Origin of the sequence: Flexivirga sp., from assembly GCF_051955415.1 — a bacterium.
Lineage (GTDB): Bacteria > Actinomycetota > Actinomycetes > Actinomycetales > Dermatophilaceae > Flexivirga.
On record NZ_JBQCGS010000021.1, the window covers coordinates 45,745 to 61,388 of the forward strand.

General features: G+C 70.2%; 16 protein-coding genes and 1 riboswitch. Of the genes, 4 read left to right on the forward strand and 12 right to left on the reverse strand.

Going from position 1 to position 15,644, the window contains the following annotated elements; translation table 11 throughout:
- Nucleotides 1-13 precede the first annotated feature (13 nt).
- The 4 genes from ACTHL4_RS03925 to ACTHL4_RS03940 are packed head-to-tail and all read left to right on the forward strand — an operon-like array spanning nt 14 to nt 5,652.
- Nucleotides 14-3,301 (forward strand): AAA family ATPase, encoded by a 3,288-nt coding sequence (locus tag ACTHL4_RS03925; RefSeq protein WP_440281431.1) that lies wholly within the window; start codon nt 14-16, stop codon nt 3,299-3,301.
- A gap of 60 nt (nt 3,302-3,361) precedes the next feature.
- Nucleotides 3,362-4,600 carry a pyridoxal phosphate-dependent aminotransferase gene (locus ACTHL4_RS03930; RefSeq protein WP_440281432.1) on the forward strand — a complete coding sequence of 413 codons (1,239 nt, stop codon included), beginning with the start codon at nt 3,362-3,364 and terminating at the stop codon, nt 4,598-4,600.
- A 12-nt stretch (nt 4,601-4,612) separates the two neighbouring features.
- The gene (locus ACTHL4_RS03935) at nt 4,613-5,212 is read left to right on the forward strand and encodes a histidine phosphatase family protein (protein WP_440281433.1); all 600 of its coding nucleotides are present in this window, start codon (nt 4,613-4,615) and stop codon (nt 5,210-5,212) included.
- Between the two features lie 47 nt (nt 5,213-5,259).
- A complete protein-coding gene (locus tag ACTHL4_RS03940) occupies nt 5,260-5,652 on the forward strand; it encodes a VOC family protein (RefSeq protein ID WP_440281434.1) in 393 nt (130 codons plus the stop codon).
- Nucleotides 5,653-5,726: 74 nt separating this feature from the next.
- Here the strand turns inward: ACTHL4_RS03940 and gcvP are convergent, their stop codons facing one another.
- The 12 genes from gcvP to ACTHL4_RS04000 form a co-directional block, all read right to left on the reverse strand.
- Nucleotides 5,727-8,594: an aminomethyl-transferring glycine dehydrogenase gene (gene gcvP / locus ACTHL4_RS03945; RefSeq protein ID WP_440281435.1), complete on the reverse strand. Its 2,868-nt coding sequence runs from the start codon at nt 8,592-8,594 to the stop codon at nt 5,727-5,729.
- 79 nt (nt 8,595-8,673) lie between these two features.
- Nucleotides 8,674-8,766, reverse strand: a riboswitch (glycine riboswitch).
- Nucleotides 8,767-8,892: 126 nt separating this feature from the next.
- Entirely contained in the window at nt 8,893-9,432 is a 540-nt protein-coding gene (locus ACTHL4_RS03950) for a MerR family transcriptional regulator (protein WP_440281447.1), read from the reverse strand.
- A gap of 222 nt (nt 9,433-9,654) precedes the next feature.
- The gene (locus ACTHL4_RS03955) at nt 9,655-10,143 is read right to left on the reverse strand and encodes a bifunctional nuclease family protein (protein ID WP_440281436.1); all 489 of its coding nucleotides are present in this window, start codon (nt 10,141-10,143) and stop codon (nt 9,655-9,657) included.
- A gap of 10 nt (nt 10,144-10,153) precedes the next feature.
- The gene (gene ftsR, locus ACTHL4_RS03960; RefSeq protein ID WP_440281437.1) at nt 10,154-10,837 is read right to left on the reverse strand and encodes a transcriptional regulator FtsR; all 684 of its coding nucleotides are present in this window, start codon (nt 10,835-10,837) and stop codon (nt 10,154-10,156) included.
- Nucleotides 10,834-11,334: an FHA domain-containing protein gene (locus tag ACTHL4_RS03965; protein ID WP_440281438.1), complete on the reverse strand. Its 501-nt coding sequence runs from the start codon at nt 11,332-11,334 to the stop codon at nt 10,834-10,836. The genes ftsR and ACTHL4_RS03965 overlap by 4 nt, the downstream gene beginning before the upstream one ends.
- 48 nt (nt 11,335-11,382) lie before the next feature.
- On the reverse strand, nt 11,383-11,772 hold the full coding sequence (gene gcvH / locus ACTHL4_RS03970) for a glycine cleavage system protein GcvH (protein ID WP_440281439.1): 390 nt from the start codon (nt 11,770-11,772) through the stop codon (nt 11,383-11,385).
- Between the two features lie 89 nt (nt 11,773-11,861).
- The gene (locus tag ACTHL4_RS03975; RefSeq protein WP_440281440.1) at nt 11,862-12,605 is read right to left on the reverse strand and encodes a DUF881 domain-containing protein; all 744 of its coding nucleotides are present in this window, start codon (nt 12,603-12,605) and stop codon (nt 11,862-11,864) included.
- On the reverse strand, nt 12,598-12,930 hold the full coding sequence (locus tag ACTHL4_RS03980) for a small basic family protein (RefSeq protein WP_440281441.1): 333 nt from the start codon (nt 12,928-12,930) through the stop codon (nt 12,598-12,600). Before ACTHL4_RS03980 ends, ACTHL4_RS03975 begins: the two co-directional genes overlap by 8 nt.
- Nucleotides 12,927-13,868 (reverse strand): DUF881 domain-containing protein, encoded by a 942-nt coding sequence (locus ACTHL4_RS03985; protein WP_440281442.1) that lies wholly within the window; start codon nt 13,866-13,868, stop codon nt 12,927-12,929. The genes ACTHL4_RS03980 and ACTHL4_RS03985 overlap by 4 nt, the downstream gene beginning before the upstream one ends.
- Entirely contained in the window at nt 13,865-14,461 is a 597-nt protein-coding gene (locus ACTHL4_RS03990) for a CDP-alcohol phosphatidyltransferase family protein (protein WP_440281443.1), read from the reverse strand. Before ACTHL4_RS03990 ends, ACTHL4_RS03985 begins: the two co-directional genes overlap by 4 nt.
- A gap of 60 nt (nt 14,462-14,521) precedes the next feature.
- The gene (gene fdhD, locus ACTHL4_RS03995; RefSeq protein WP_440281444.1) at nt 14,522-15,337 is read right to left on the reverse strand and encodes a formate dehydrogenase accessory sulfurtransferase FdhD; all 816 of its coding nucleotides are present in this window, start codon (nt 15,335-15,337) and stop codon (nt 14,522-14,524) included.
- 12 nt (nt 15,338-15,349) lie between these two features.
- Nucleotides 15,350-15,644: hypothetical protein (locus tag ACTHL4_RS04000; RefSeq protein ID WP_440281445.1), on the reverse strand; the 295-nt coding region annotated here is incomplete at its 5' end.

Here is a 15,644-nt window from a genome sequence, read left to right on the forward strand (position 1 = left end):
AGGGGCCCGGCTCATGAGACTGCACCGGCTCCGGCTGCAGGCGTTCGGGCCGTTTGCCGGCACCGAATGGGTGGATTTCGACGACCTGGCCGCCGCAGGTCTGCACCTCATCCACGGTCCGACGGGCGCCGGCAAGACCAGCATCCTGGACGGCATCTGCTTCGCGCTGTTCGGCGGCGTGCCGGGCGGCCGGATGCAGGGACGCGACACGTTGCGCAGCGACCACGCCGATCCCGGTGTGCGACCCGAGGTCGAGTTGGAGTTCGGTGTGGGTGACCGCCGCCTGCGGGTCCGGCGGTCCCCCGAGCACCAGGTGCCCAAGAAGCGCGGCTCCGGCACTCGCACACAGCGCGGGAGTGTGACGCTCGAGGAGCGCCGCAACGGCGCCTGGCAGACGGTGGGGACTCGCCATGACGAGGTCGCCCAGACGATCGGTGACCTGCTGGGCATGGGCCTGCCCCAGTTCGCACAGGTCATGCTGCTCCCGCAGGGCGAGTTCACGGCCTTCCTGCGCGCCAAACCCGACGATCGCGGGCGGTTGCTCGAGCGGCTGTTCGACATCAGCGACTTCGCGGCCCTCGAGCAATGGCTCACCGCACACCGCAAGGCGTTGGAAGCGCGCGCGATCGAGGCGCAGGCCCGTCGTGCGGCCTTGCTGGCTCGCGCGGCGGAAGCGATCACCGAGCTGGAGGTCACCGAGCTGGAGGTCACCGGCACGGACGAGCCGGCCACGCACGACACAGCCTGGGACGGCAACGCGGCGGCACTCGACCGGCTCACCACGACGCTCTCCGAGGCGCTGACGACCGCCTTGGCCGCTGCGGATACCGCGGCGGGCGACGTCGACCGGTGGCGCGGCCGGCTACAGGCCGAGCAGACCCTGGCCGGTCTGCAGCGGCAGGCCAGGGCCGCCCAGCAGACCATGGACCGGGTCGCCGCCGAACGCCCTCGGGTGCGCGCAGCACGTGATCGGCTGAAGCTGGCCGAGCGGGCGGACCGGTGCACTCCGGCGATCGTGGCGCTCACCCGCCGCCGGGCAGCGCACGATGCTGCCCGGCAGGACGCCGACTTCCGACGCCACGAGCTCGTCCGGCGCGCCGCCTGGAGTGTGCCGGAGCCGTCGGCCGAGAGCGCTCTGTCGGAGTCGGCGCTCATGCCGCTCGCCGAGCGGGCCGAAGCGAGCGGAGCCGCACTGGCCGGGCACGCCGAGTTGCGCCGGCACCAAGACGACGTCGCCGGCCAGCTCGAAGCGGCCCGCACCGCCGTCGAGGAGGCCACGGCGGAGGTGGACCGTCGCCGCGCCGCTGTGGCCGCGGCCGGACGCCAGCTGGAGGACCTCGACGCACGCCGCGCCGCGGTGCAAGCGGCGGCAACTGCGCACCCGCACTGGGATCGCCTGCACCGCGAGGTCGATCTCGCGTGCCAGGCGCTCGACGCTGCGACGAGCGACGTGGACGCCGCGATCGCCGCCGGTGACCGCCACCGACAGACCCAGCGGCGCTGGGCGGCGGCCGAGCGCGAGGTGCTCCGCCTGCGGACCGCACGCGTCGACGGCATCGCCGCCGAACTGGCCGCCGACCTGGGCCACGGGGACCCGTGCCCCGTGTGCGGTTCGCCCGACCACCCCCGACTCGCTCGCCGCGCCGATGGTCATGTCGACGCCGAGCAGGTCGCAGCTGCGGAACACGCGGCCGGGACCGCACTGACCGCCGCCGAACGCGCGGGCAGTGCCTGGTCCACCACCGTGGGGCGCGCACACAGTTCCAGCCGGGCGGCGCTGGAGGCGATCGGCATCCTGGCCGCGACCGACGCGGAGCCGCTCGACGAGGTCGGCGCGGACCGGCAGCGGGTGCTGCAGTTGCGCATCGAGCTGCGCGCTGCGACCGAGAGTGCACATGCTCGGGCCGCGGCGGCGCTCGACGGCTTCGGTGACGCGGCGATGGCGACCGACGAAGCGAAGGTCGCCTCCGAGGCGTTGTCGGCGGCGCTGGTCGAACTCGCCGGTTCGTTGACCCCAGGTCGCCACGAGATCGCCGACCGCGCGGCTGCCGCCCAGTCTGCGGTCCGGCAACTGCAGGTGGTCGACGATCAGCTCGCGGCGTTCGACGCCGAGTGGCACGCTGCTCGGGATGCGGCTCGCACCGCAGAGGAGGCTGTGCAGCTGGCCTCCGCACGTGTCGAGGCGTTGCAGGAGCAACGAGCGGCCCTCGACACACGCACGCGGCAGATGGGCCGCGAGCACGACGACGTCTGCGGCTGCGCGCCGGGAGCCCAGGACCTCGACGCGACGGCCGATCCGGTCGCGACCCACCGGGAATGCGTCGCGCTGCTCGACCGGTTGGTGGCCGCCGCAGCAGCACAACGCGCTGCGGCCGCCGAGCTCGCCACGGCGCGCCAGGAACTCGACACCGTGCTGGAGCACACCGGTTTCGCGGACCAGGCCGCCGCGGCGGCGGCACGGCTCGACGAGCACGACGTCCGGCAGGTGCAGGCCATGCTCGAGCGGGCTCGCTCCGACGAGGAACGCGCCACCGGGGTCCTCGAACAACCGGAGGTCGCTGCGGCAGTCGCAGCTCCCCCTGCCGACTGCGACACCGTCGCCGCAGAACTGGCCGTTGCCGAGCGGACCGCCCGGCACACCCGCGATGCCGTCGCAGAGGTGCGCCGCGCCCTCACCACCCTGCAGCGCATCGGTGCCGAACTCGCTGCCCACGACGCAGAGCACGCCACGCTGCAGGAGGAGTTGTCGGTGGCCACCTCGGTCGCCACGGCGGTGACCGGCTCCGGCGACAACACGATGCGCATGCGGCTGACGGCATACGTGCTGGCCGCCCGGCTGGAGTCGGTGACCGCGCTGGCCAACGAGCGACTGCAGGTGATGACCGGTGGCCGTTACCAGCTGGAGCACACCGACGAGCGCGCTGCGCACGGCAGCAAGAGCGGGCTCGGCCTGCGCGTGCGTGATGCCTGGACCGGCACCACTCGTGACACGGCGACGCTGTCCGGAGGTGAGTCGTTCATCGCGTCCCTGGCCCTCGCGCTCGGGCTCGGCGACGCCGTCCTGGAGGCGGCCGGCGGGCGCCGGCTCGAGACGCTGCTGGTGGACGAGGGGTTCGGCTCCCTCGACGAGGACAGCCTCGAGCAGGTGCTGGACGTTCTGGACGGTCTGCGCGCTGGTGGCCGCACCGTCTGCATCGTCAGCCACGTCGACGAACTCCGCACCCGCATACAAGCTCAGATCCGGGTCCGCAAGACTGCGCACGGCTCGACGTTGCAGGTCCACACCGACGCGGTGGCGTGACACCGGGCCACGCCGCGGACACTGCCGCCGACGTGCTCCTTCCCGTGGGAAACTGGTGTGGTGCGGCCCATCAAACAGTCCAAGAAGCTCCAGGACGTCCGGTATGACGTGCGCGGACCGATCCTGGTGGAGGCCGAGAAGCTGGAGGCCCAGGGTCACCGCATCCTGAAGCTCAACATCGGCAACACCGCACCGTTCGGGTTCGAGGCGCCGGACGCCGTGCTGCGCGACATGATCCACAACCTGCCGCAATCCCAGGGCTACAGCGACAGCCGCGGGATCTACTCGGCACGGACCGCCGTGGCCCACTACTACCAGTCGCACGGATTGACCGACACCACCGTCGAGGACGTCTTCATCGGCAACGGCGTCTCGGAGCTGATCAGCATGGTGCTGCAGGCCTTCGTCGACGACGGCAACCAGATCCTGGTGCCAGCACCGGACTATCCGCTCTGGACCGGCGCGGTGTCACTCGCCGGTGGCACCCCGGTGCACTACCGATGCGACGAGGAGAACGACTGGAACCCCGACCTGGCCGACATCGAGGCCAAGGTCACCGCCGACACCCACGCTCTGGTGGTGATCAACCCCAACAATCCCACAGGCGCCGTCTACTCCGAGGACACCGTTCGGGGGCTGGTCGACATCGCCCGACGGCACGATCTGGTGCTGATGGTCGACGAGATCTACGAAAAGATCCTCTTCGAGGACGCCGTGCATCACCACGCCGCGACCTTCGCCGGTGACGACGTGCTGTGCCTGACCTTCAGCGGCCTGTCCACGGCCTACCGCGCCTGCGGCTACCGCGCCGGGTGGCTGATGGTGTCCGGACCCAAGCACCTCGCGGCCGATTTCCTGGAAGGCCTCACCCTGCTGGCCAACATGCGCATGTGCGCCAACGTGCCGGGTCAGCACGCGATTCAGACCGCGCTCGGCGGCTACCAGTCGATCAACGAGCTCATCGGACCCGGCGGGCGGTTCTACGAACAGTCCATGACCGCGTGGCGATTGCTCAACGAGATCCCCGGGGTCAGCTGCGTCAAGCCCCGCGGCGCGCTCTACTGCTTCCCCCGCCTCGACCCGGCGGTCTACCCGATCGAGGACGACCAGCAGTTCGTCATCGATCTGCTGCAAGCGGAGAAGATCCTGGTGACCCACGGCACCGGCTTCAACTGGTCCGAGCCGGACCACTTCCGGCTGGTGACCCTGCCGGACGTGGAGGTCCTCACCGAAGCCATCGGCCGGATCGCCAACTACCTCAGTGCTGTCCGCGCCGGCGCGCCGGTGGCAGCTCGTTGAGGTGACGTTGACATGACGATGCTGCACTGCCCCGCGACCGTGTTGCTCGCGCGACACGGCGAGGCGGCATACGAGAGCACGACCTGGTCCGGCGAAGGCGGCTCGCTGACCCGGGACGGCCGGGCGCAGGCCGCAGCGCTCGCCGACCGGTTGCACGGCCGACGCGTCGTCCACGTCTACAGCAGCACGATGGCCCGGGCGGTCCAGACCGCCGAGATCGCGGCCGCACGGCTCGGTGTCGACGTGACCACCCGCACCGGGCTGCAGGAGTTCGCGGTCGGCGACCACTACGGCGTCGCACGCGACACCGACCCCTTCGCCGCGACCTTCCGGCGCTGGCTCGACGACGACCTGTCACTGCGGGTGCCGGGCGGTGAGACGGGCGAGGAAGTGGTCGCGCGGGTCAACACGGTGCTGGGCGACATCGCCGACGCCCACCCCGGCGAGACCGTGCTGGTCATCGCGCACGGCGGCATACTCACTCTCGCCGTCCGCAACCTGCTGACCTTCGAATCGGGTGTCAAACCAGAGGTTTTCGCCAATTGCGCATTCGCCGAGACCGAGCTGCGCGGGGACGGCTGGCGGCTGACGGGCTGGTCGGAGCCGGACTGACCGGGACGGGCGGTGGGGCTGTCGGAGTCCTCTGCGAGGCTGCTCCCATGACGGATGACATCACCGGCCGGGTCGGCGCGCTCGCCTCCTTCTCCCTCCAGTGTCCGGACGCACCCGCGTTGGCCGACTTCTATCGGCGGCTGCTCGGTGGACGCGAGGCCTTCCGGGCTCCGGACGGCTCCGTCGTCGCGGTGGCCGTCGGCGACGTGTTCCTCACCGCCATGCGGGTTGACGACTACCGGCGCCCGATCTGGCCGGATCCCCACGGTCCGGCGATCGCGCACCTGGACATCGCGGTCGACGAGTTGGTCGTCTCCGTGTCGGAGGCCGAGGCCCTCGGAGCGGTCCAGGCATCGGTTCAGCCGGCCCCTCACCTCTTCCGTGTCCTCCTCGACCCGGCCGGGCACCCGTTCTGCCTGACGACGGCCCGGCCGGACTGAGCCGGCTGCCACTGCTGCGGTGCCACCGGGCGGGCAGCCCCGTGGCACCGCTCCGACGACGGACCAGGAACTCCTCAGTCCTCGAACGCCTCCGGCGCCGGGCACGAGCAGATCAGGTTGCGGTCACCGTAGGCACCGTCGATGCGACGGACGGGTGCCCAGTACTTCCGCAGCGGGTCCACCCCGTGGGGGTATGCCGCCTCGCGGCGCGAGTAGGGGTGCGTCCAATCGTCCGCAGCCAGTGACAGGGCGGTGTGCGGGGCGTGCCGCAGCACCGACTCCTCGGCCGTGACGTTGCCGTCCATGACCTGCTGGATCTCGGCGCGGATGGCGATCATCGCGTCGCAGAAGCGGTCCAGCTCCTCCAGCGACTCGCTCTCGGTCGGCTCGACCATCAGCGTGCCGGCCACCGGGAAGGACATCGTCGGCGCGTGGAAGCCGTAGTCGATCAGACGCTTGGCGACGTCGTCGACGGTCACGCCCGACTCCTTGGTCAGGCCGCGCAGGTCCAGGATGCACTCGTGCGCGACCAGTCCGCCCTCGCCGGCATACAGCACCGGGTAGTGCGCGCCGAGCCGCTTGGCGACGTAATTGGCCGACAGGATGGCCGCCTGGGTCGCCGTGGCCAGGCCCGCACCGCCCATCAGACGCACATAGGCCCAGGAGATCGGCAGGATCGACGCCGAGCCGTATGGCGCGGCCGACACCGGCCCGGTCTCCCCGGTGAGTTCCTCCGCGAACGGGTGCGAGGGCAGGTAGGGCGTCAGGTGCTCGCGGACACCGATCGGGCCGACGCCCGGACCGCCGCCACCGTGCGGGATGCAGAAGGTCTTGTGCAGGTTGAGGTGCGACACGTCGCCGCCGAACTTGCCCGGCCGGGCCAGCCCGATCAGCGCATTGAGGTTGGCGCCGTCGACGTAGACCTGGCCGCCTGCCTCGTGCACCAGCGAGCACAGCTCGGAGATGGTGTCCTCGAAGACGCCGTGGGTCGACGGGTAGGTGACCATGATGGCCGCCAGGTCCTCGCCGTGCTCCTTCAGCTTGCCCTTCAGGTCGTCCATATCGATCTCGCCGGTCGGGGCGGTCTTGACGACGACGACCTTCATCCCCGCCATCACCGCGGACGCGGCATTGGTGCCGTGCGCCGAGGCTGGGATGAGGCACACGTTGCGCGCCGACTCACCGCGCGACTCGTGGTAGCCGCGGATCGCCAGCAACCCGGCGAGCTCGCCCTGCGAACCGGCGTTCGGCTGCAGCGACACCGAGTCGTAACCGGTGATCTCGCACAGCCACTGCTCGAGGTCGGTGATCAGCTCGCGGATGCCCTCGGTCTGAGCGGACGGCGCGAACGGGTGCAGGTTCGCGAACTCCGGCCAGGTGATCGACTCCATCTCGGTGGTGGCGTTGAGCTTCATGGTGCACGATCCGAGCGGGATCATGCCGCGGTCCAGGGCGTAGTCCCGGTCGGCCAACGCGCGCAGGTAGCGCAGCATCGCGGTCTCGCTGTGGTGGGCGCTGAACACCGGGTGGGTCAGGATCTCGTCGGTGCGCACCAGGCTCTGGTCCCAGCTCAGCCCGCCGTCCGACGGCACCGGGGCGTTGACGCCGAATGCCGCGGCTACGGCCGCCAGCTGCTCGTCGGTCGTCGTCTCGTCGACGCTGACCGACACGTGGTCGCTGTCGACGCGCCAGACGTTGATGCCGCGCCGCAGCGCGGCCTCGACCACCGAGTCGGCGCGGCCGGGGACGACGGCGGTGACCGTGTCGAAGAAGCTGTCACTGATCAGCTCGACACCGCCGCCGCGCAGTGCCTCGGCGAGGCCGACGGCCTTGCCGTGCACCGAGCGGGCGATGTCGCGCAGGCCGTCCGGGCCGTGCCACACGGCATACATCGAGGCCATCACGGCCAGCAGGACCTGTGCGGTGCAGATGTTGGAGGTGGCCTTCTCGCGGCGGATGTGCTGCTCGCGGGTCTGCAGTGCCAGGCGGTATGCCGGAGCGCCGTCCGCGTCGACGCTCACGCCCACCAGCCTGCCCGGCATGGTGCGCTCCAGGCCCGTGCGGACACTCATGTAACCGGCGTGGGGGCCGCCGAAGCCCATCGGCACACCGAACCGCTGACTGGTGCCCACCGCGACGTCCGCGCCGAGCTCGGCGGGCGAGGTGAGCAGGGTCAGCGCGAGCAGGTCCGCCGCGACGGTCACCAGCGCCTTGACCTCGTGCGCCGCCTCGGCCAGCGCCCGCCAGTCGTGGATGACGCCGTCAGCACCGGGGTACTGGACCACGACGCCGAAGACGTCGCGCTCCCCCGCCGCGGCACGCAGCCCCTCGGTGTCGTTGACCGAACGCAGGTCGGCCACCACGACCTCGATGTCGAGCGCCGTCGCGCGCGTCTGCACCACCGCGATCGACTGAGGCATCAGCTGTGCGTCCAGCAGCAGGACGGCATCCTTGGCCGCCTTGGACCCGCGCCGCATCAGCGTCATCGCCTCGGCCACCGCCGTGGCCTCGTCCAGCAGCGACGAACCGGCGGTCGGCAGGCCCGTCAGGTCGGAGATGACCGTCTGGAAGTTGAGCAGCGCCTCCAACCGGCCCTGGGAGATCTCCGGCTGGTACGGCGTGTAGGCGGTGTACCAGGCGGGGTTCTCCAGGATGTTGCGGCGCACCACTGCCGGAGTGTGTGTGCCGTAGTAGCCCAGGCCGATCATCGAGGTGAGCACCTGATTGCGGTCGGCCTTGGCGCGCAACTCCTCGAGCACGGCCGGCTCGGACGGGGCGGCGTCAACCGCGAGGGCCTCCGAGGCGCGGATGCCACCGGGCACCGCCGTGGCGAGCAGATCCTCCATCGTGGAGTAACCGAGCAGACCGAGCATCGACGACATGTCGTCATCGGTCGGTCCGATGTGGCGGGACGGGAAGTCGGGCAGCTCGACAGCACTCATGAGGCGGCACCTTCGGTCGGGGTCGTGCGATGACGTTAGTGTCCTCAACTGTCGTCACCGGCGGTGCCTTCAGCGATGCCTCGGCCGGGCGGTCCTGGCGCCTGAGAGGTTCTGAGGTGGTTGCCCCTTCGGCGTCCGACCCGGTATGGCGGAACTCTCCCGCCCGGTGTCGTCAGCAAGCGCCAATTTATCAGAGCGCACATCCGGGCCGGTCCCGTCGGTCGCCCTGGACGACCACCATGGCACGAGAAGACCCGCAGCATCGCGCTGCGGGTCTTCGGAGGCAGTGGCTGCCGGGTCAGCCGGCGGCGTTGCGGCGGCTGCGTCGCTCGTGCAACTCGTCGCCGGGATGCGGCGCCGGCGCCTCGTCCTCGGGGCGCTCGCCGGGCAGCTCCGAGAGCGAACCTTCGACCTCGCGCCACACCGAGCCGAGCGCGATGCCGAAGACACCCTGTCCGCCGCGGAGCAGGTCGATGACCTGGTCGTCGGACGTGCACTCGTAGACACTCGCGCCGTCCGACATCAGGGTGATGCCGGCCAGCTCGGACACGCCGTGCTCGCGCAGGACGGTCACCGCGACACGGATCTGCTGCAGCGAGACGCCGGTGTCCAGCAGCCGTTTGATGACCTTGATGACCAGGATGTCGCGGAAGCTGTAGAGGCGCTGGTGGCCCGATCCGGTCGGATTGCGCACCGACGGCTCCAGCAGCCCGGTGCGTGCCCAGTAGTCCAGCTGCCGATAGGTGACGCCGGCCGCGCGGCACACCGCCGGACCGCGGTAACCGACCTGGTCGGTCATCTCCTCGGGCAGGTCGTGCGTGAACAGCGCTTCCTGCATCGGAGCGGGCGCGCTCGACACCGCGCTACGTGCTTCACCCTTGCTGACCACGACATCCTCCAACGATTTCCAGCATGCGCCGCGAGGCTCGTGCTGGGTTGCTCGAACTCGCGCGTGATGCTCCGCCAACGTATGGCCCGGCATGCGTGGACGCAACGACCGCGGCGCGTGTCGCGATCGCGTTTCTGTCCCTCACCTTCAAGTGAAGGTTGCGAGTCGGGGTCATGATTCCTCCGGACCCTCGTCGCCGACCTCGAAGTCCTCGGCGGACACGTTGTCCAGGAACTCGCGGAAGCGCTCGACCTCGTCCTCCTCCTCGACCGGGACGTCGACGCCGGCCTCGGCCAGCACGTCCTCGTCGACGAAGACCGGCACCTGGGCGCGCAACGCCACAGCAACCGCATCGGACGACCGCGCGCTGATCCGCTGGTCGCCGTCGATCACCAGCTCGGCGTAGAAGATGCCGTCCTCCATCCGGGTGATCATCACGCTGGACAACTCGTGACCCAGCCCGGTCAGCACATCCAGCAGCAGGTCGTGCGTCAACGGCCGTGGCGGGGTGACACCCTGTTGCGCGTAGGCGATCGCCGTCGCTTCCGGGGCACCGATCCAGATCGGCACGTATCGCTCGCCGTCCCGTTCGCGCAGCAACAGGATCGGCTTGTTGGTCGGCATCTCGACCCGCACACCCATCACATCGACCTGTTTCACAGCGACAACGCTACTCCCGTGCGAGGTCGGCGCGCACCAGCGCGAGGTGCAGCTCGAGACACTGGCGGACGAGTCCTTCGGCATCGACCTCGTGGGATGCGCCGGTCAGTCCCTGGACCAGTGCGACCTCCCGCTCGGCGGCCAGCCGGAAGGGGCGCAGGTGGCGCGCCTCGATGCCGTAGGACAACAGCGACGCGGCCGCGTGGGCGACCTGCAGATCCAGCCCGGTGTAGAGGCTGTCCGCATCCGAATGCACCAGGCCGAATGACTCCAGGTCCGCCAGCGCACGCGAGTCCAGGCCGGTCGCGCGCTGCAACTCGGCACGGGTCAGCCGGACCGTCTGCTCCCCCGCGGCCGTGTCGCCGTGCACCGCGGCCAGTGCCGGGTCCGTTTCCGCGGACGGCGGCTGCGGCCCGTCGCTGTGCTCGCTGGGCCGCAGCCCGCGGTCGTAGGCGTCCAGCGCCTCGGCGATGACCTTCAACGGCCAGTACTTGTCGCGCTGACAGCGCAGCACGAACCTCAGCCGGTCCACGTCGCGCTCGGCATACCGGCGGTAACCGGACGCGGCACGCTCGGGTGACACGAGGCCCTGCGCATCGAGGAACCGCACCTTCGAGAGGGTGAGGTCGGGGAATTCTTCCTGCAACCGGGTCAGCACCGCGCCGATCGACAGGCCGGGCGACCGTTCGGTCACGACGTCGGTGCGCCGTAGAAGACGAGACGATATTTACCGATCATGACCTCGTCGCCGGTCGTCAGATCGTGCGAGTCGACGATCTGGGAGTTGACGTAGGTGCCGTTGAGCGAGCCGATGTCGGTGACGGCGTAGCCGTTGTCGGTGCGGCGGAAGACCGCGTGCCGACGGGAGACCGTCACGTCGTCCAGGAAGATGTCGCTGCTCGGGTGTCGGCCGACACTCACCTCGTTGTCGTCCAGCAGGAACCGGGCGCCGGAGTTGGGACCGCGCAGCGCGAGCAGCAGTGCGGTGCCCGGCCGGAGCGCGTCGATCGTCGCCTGGTCGGAGGAGGACAACCGGACCTCGGTGCTGCTGGGTCGCTCCGCGACGGTGTCCTCCGCCGGGGCGGCGGAGAATCGCGCGGTGGCGTCGCCCGCAGCCTCGCGGGGCGGCTGCGCCGGGGCCTCACGCCGCCCGGCATCGCCCTGCGCGAAGTCGCTGTCGTCGTTGGTCATCGAATCAACCTCGGGATCGGCGGAAGGGTGGAAGTGTCGATCGTACGCTCAGCCGAGCGACGCTTTGTACGCTTCCACGTCCTGCAGGCCGCCGACCGCGGCGGCGTCCGCCAGCTTCAGCTCGTTCATCCAGCCCTCCCCATAGGGGTCGGTGTTGACCAGCTCGGGCGTGGCGTCGAGCTGCTCGTTGATCGCGGTCACCTCGCCGGCCAGCGGCGAGTAGAGGTCGCTGACCGACTTGGTCGACTCGACCTCGCCGCAGGCGTCGCCGGCTGCCACGGTGTCGCCCACCGTGGGCAGGCTGACGTAGACCACGTCACCGAGCGCGTCCTGGGCGAACGCCGAGATGCCGATCCGCACCACGCCCTCGCCCTGCTCCTTCACCCACTCGTGGTCGGCGGTGTAACGCAGGTCGGCGGGGTATTCGAGGTCGCTCATGAGTCTCCTTGAACGCGAATCGGATCGGGAACCGGAGCAGCTCCGGTTCGGCATGGTGCTCGGCTCGAGCCGGGTGAGTAGCTGCCCGGTCACGACGTACTGGGCTGAGCGTAACGAGGCGTGCTCGCGGGCCGCAACGCAGTCACCTCAACCCGTGTCGCGGACTTCACCGTCGGGGTCGCTCCCAGCTGTTTGAGCGCGTCGACCACGCCGCCGGGAATCGCCATCGCCGTCGACATCGTGTGCGGATCGCCGATCGCGGTGATCACGTATGGCGGGTCGACCGGGGTGCCGTCGGCGACCAGCCGACCGTCGGCGGCGGTGGCGAAGTAGCTGTCGGCGACGATGCGTACCGGTCCGAGCTGGATCGCCTCCGCTCCGGCGTCGCGCAGTTCTTCCACCGCGTTGAGGATGTCGCTGGGTCGCACGACGTTCTTGGGGTCGGCGATGGTGATGCGGATGCCGGGACCCGTGGCCGGCAGCGTGCCGGCCAGGATGCCGAGGGTCTTGAGCCGGTCGGTCGCGGCCTGCAGCGCCGCTTCGTCGCCACCCGAGCTCTCCAGCTGGGACTTGGTCCGGGTCAGCCGGTCGGCCTCCTTGCTCAGCTTCAGCGACTGCTGGTTGACGCCGTCGAGGAGGGCCACCAGGTCCTCCTGACGCAGGTTCTCCAACCCGGAGGTGCGCGTCTCGTGGACCTGGGCCACCATGGCGAAGCCGAGCAGTGCCGCCAGGACGGTGATGTAGCCGTTGGCACGGGTCAGCCGCGGCCGGGCCGCGCGCCACAGGCGCGACCAGCCGGTGCGGGCGCTCTCGTTCTCGGGAAATCTAGGCATGGAAGAGGTGGCGGCGGATGGCCGCGACGTTGCTGAAGATGCGGACGCCGAGCACGACCACCACACCGGTGGACAGCTGCGAACCCACGCCGAGTTGGTCGCCCAGATAGACGATCAGCGCCGCGACCACCACGTTGGACAGGAACGAGACGACGAACACCTTGTCGTCGAAGATCCCGTCCAGCACCGAGCGGACGGCGCCGAACACGGCGTCGAGAGCGGCGATCACCGCGATGGGCAGATAGGGCTGGAGGGACAGCGGGACGTCGGGGTGCAGGACGATGCCGACGACGAGACCGACGACCAGCCCGATGGCCGGAATCATGATCCTCCTTCGCGCGACGTGGGCGCCGCGGTGGTGGGTGCGTGTGCGTGGCTGAGCGACGCCACGGCCGCCGCCGGAACGGACACGGAGTCCTTCGTGCTGAGATTCTCCCGGATGCCGTAGGTGCCGACGAGTTCGCGCAGGTAGGCGCCACCGGAGTTGCTGCGGAAGTTGTCGGCGACCTTCGGGCCGCCGATCACCGTGACGTCATAGGGTGGTTGCAGCGCACGGAAGTTGACCAGGATCGCCTCGCCGGCGAAGCGGATGGCCGTCTGACTGGTCAGCCGCTGGCCGTTGATCGAGATGGCTTCGGCGCCCGCGGTCCACAGTCCGTTGACGATGATCTGCAGGTCCGTCGAGGTGATGCGTCCGGTGTCGGAGCTGTCGGTGCGCGGATTGCCCTGCGCGTCGGTGCCGGCGTCCGGTGCGTCGTTGAGGGTGAGCACGAGCCCGGGTCCGTGGGCGGCCGACGTGCCGGTCGTCAGTTCGAGCGCCTTGAGCCGGTCCGCCAGGGAGGTGTCGTGCTGCCGTTGCAGTGCGGTGGCCTGCAGTTCGTTGATCTGCTGTTGGGTGGTGTTGATCGTGCGACTGTCCGCGTCGATCGTGTCCTGCCGCTCCTTGATGCTGCTGATCAGCTCGGACCGGCGCTTCTCCGACGCGGCCTGCGGCACGCGCAGCGCATGGGCCGCAACGGCCAGGCACAGGCCGATGACCACCAGCGTGACGATCAGCAACGGCGACCGCAATCCCGTCGAGGCCGGCTTGCCCTCCGCCCGACGCTTGCGCGCCGCGGCCTCGTAGCCGGGGTCCAGTGGCGCCCGCATCAGGTCGTTGATCAGCGACATGGACCGCGCCGGGTCGCCCCGGCCGGTCGGCTTCTGCCCCGTGCCGCCCGGGTCGCCCTCGGCGTTGCCCGGGTGCTCTCGCTCGGCCGTCATGGAGCGACCGAAGCCCGCTGCACCATGCCACGGACCTGCCCGACATACATCACGCCGGCCAGCCAGTAGAGCACCGTGCCCCACCACACGAACGACCAGCCGATCGGCCGGGCGACGTCACCCCAGGCGTTGTCGAGGCTGCCGAGCAGCACCAGCGGGAAGCCGTAGATGAGGCAGAAGGTGGCCGCCTTGCCGATGAAGTGCACCGGCGGGATGGGCAGCCGGTGCCGGCGCAGGGTCGGGCCCAGCCCGAAGACCATCAGCTCACGCAGCAGCAGGACCGCCACGAGCCACCACGGGATGATGTCCTTCCAGGCGAGCGCGATGATCGTGGACAGGATGTAGAGGCGGTCCGCGGCCGGGTCGAGCAATTGGCCCAGCCGCGTGACGAGGCCGTACCTGCGGGCGATCTTGCCGTCCAGGTAGTCGGTCACGCCGGACACCACCAGCACCCAGAGCGCCCACAGACGATGGTCGGCGAACATCAGCCACAGGAAGACCGGCACACCGATGAGTCGCCCGATGGACAGCAGGTTGGGCACCGTCCAGATCTGCCGATGCGGCGGCAACGCGTCAGTCGTCGGGTCAGTCACGGGACAAGGCTAAGTGGTGCGGCGGCGTTCGCCGGGACGTCTCCCCGAGGGTCGGGCAGGTCACGGCGGGAGAATGCGCTCCGAGTGGCTGCACACGGTCATTCGGCGCCCCCGCGTGTAGGCCACCAGGGTCACCCCGAGCCGTTCGGCGGCCTCGATGGCCAGGCTGGACGGCGCCGACACGCACGCCAGCACCGGTATGCCGGCCATCGCAACCTTCTGCACGATCTCGAACGACGCCCGCGACGACACCATCGCGATGGTCTCGGTGGTCGCCCGCTCCTGCAGCAGCGCCCAGCCGGTGATCTTGTCCACCGCGTTGTGCCGCCCGATGTCCTCGCGAATGACCAGTGCGTCGCCCTGCAGCTCGAACAGGCCGGCGGCGTGCACCCCGCCGGTCTTGTCGAACACGGTTTGTCCGGCACGCAGCAGGTCCGGCAGCGCGGCGATGCGTTCGGCGGGCACGCGCAGGGAGGAGACGGCGGCTGCCGCGTCATACGCCGGTGACGCCGTGACGGCGTCGATGCTGGTCTTTCCGCACAGACCGCATCCGCCGTGTGAGATCAGACTGCGTTGAGCGGTGGCCGGCACGCCTGCACGGTCCCGCAGCTGCAACTGCAGGACGTTCATCAGCTCCGTGTCGGCGCAGTAGCGAGCGATGAGCACGTCCTCGCGGCGCCGGATGATGCCCTCGGCCTGCAGCAGGCCGTGCGCCAACTCCACGTCGTGTCCCGGTGTGCGCATGGTGACCGTCAGCACCTCGTCGTCGACCCGGATCTCCAGTGGTTCCTCGACCGCCGCGACCTCCGCCCGGGTCGTCACGCCGTGATCGAGGTCGATGCGCACGACTTTGTGCCTGCTGGTGATTCTGCCCATTGCGGTGGCCGGTCAGGCGCTGCGCCGCAACGGTGCGGTGATGCGCTCGGTGATGTGACTGACGCGCGCGACTCCCCCGCGGTCGTTCAGCGTGACCACCGACGCGGCGTCGACACGCGTCGCACCGACCTCCTCGCGCAGAATGCCGCTGGAGGCGACCACGCTCAGCCCGTCGCGTTGCAGCAGGCTCAGGTCCAGGTACGGCGGGTGGGTGGTGTCGTCGTCCGGCCACACCTGCACATCGCCGGGCTCGGCCTCCGGGTCGTGCAGGCTGATCAGGTGCAGTTCGCGAGGCGTCAACAGCACG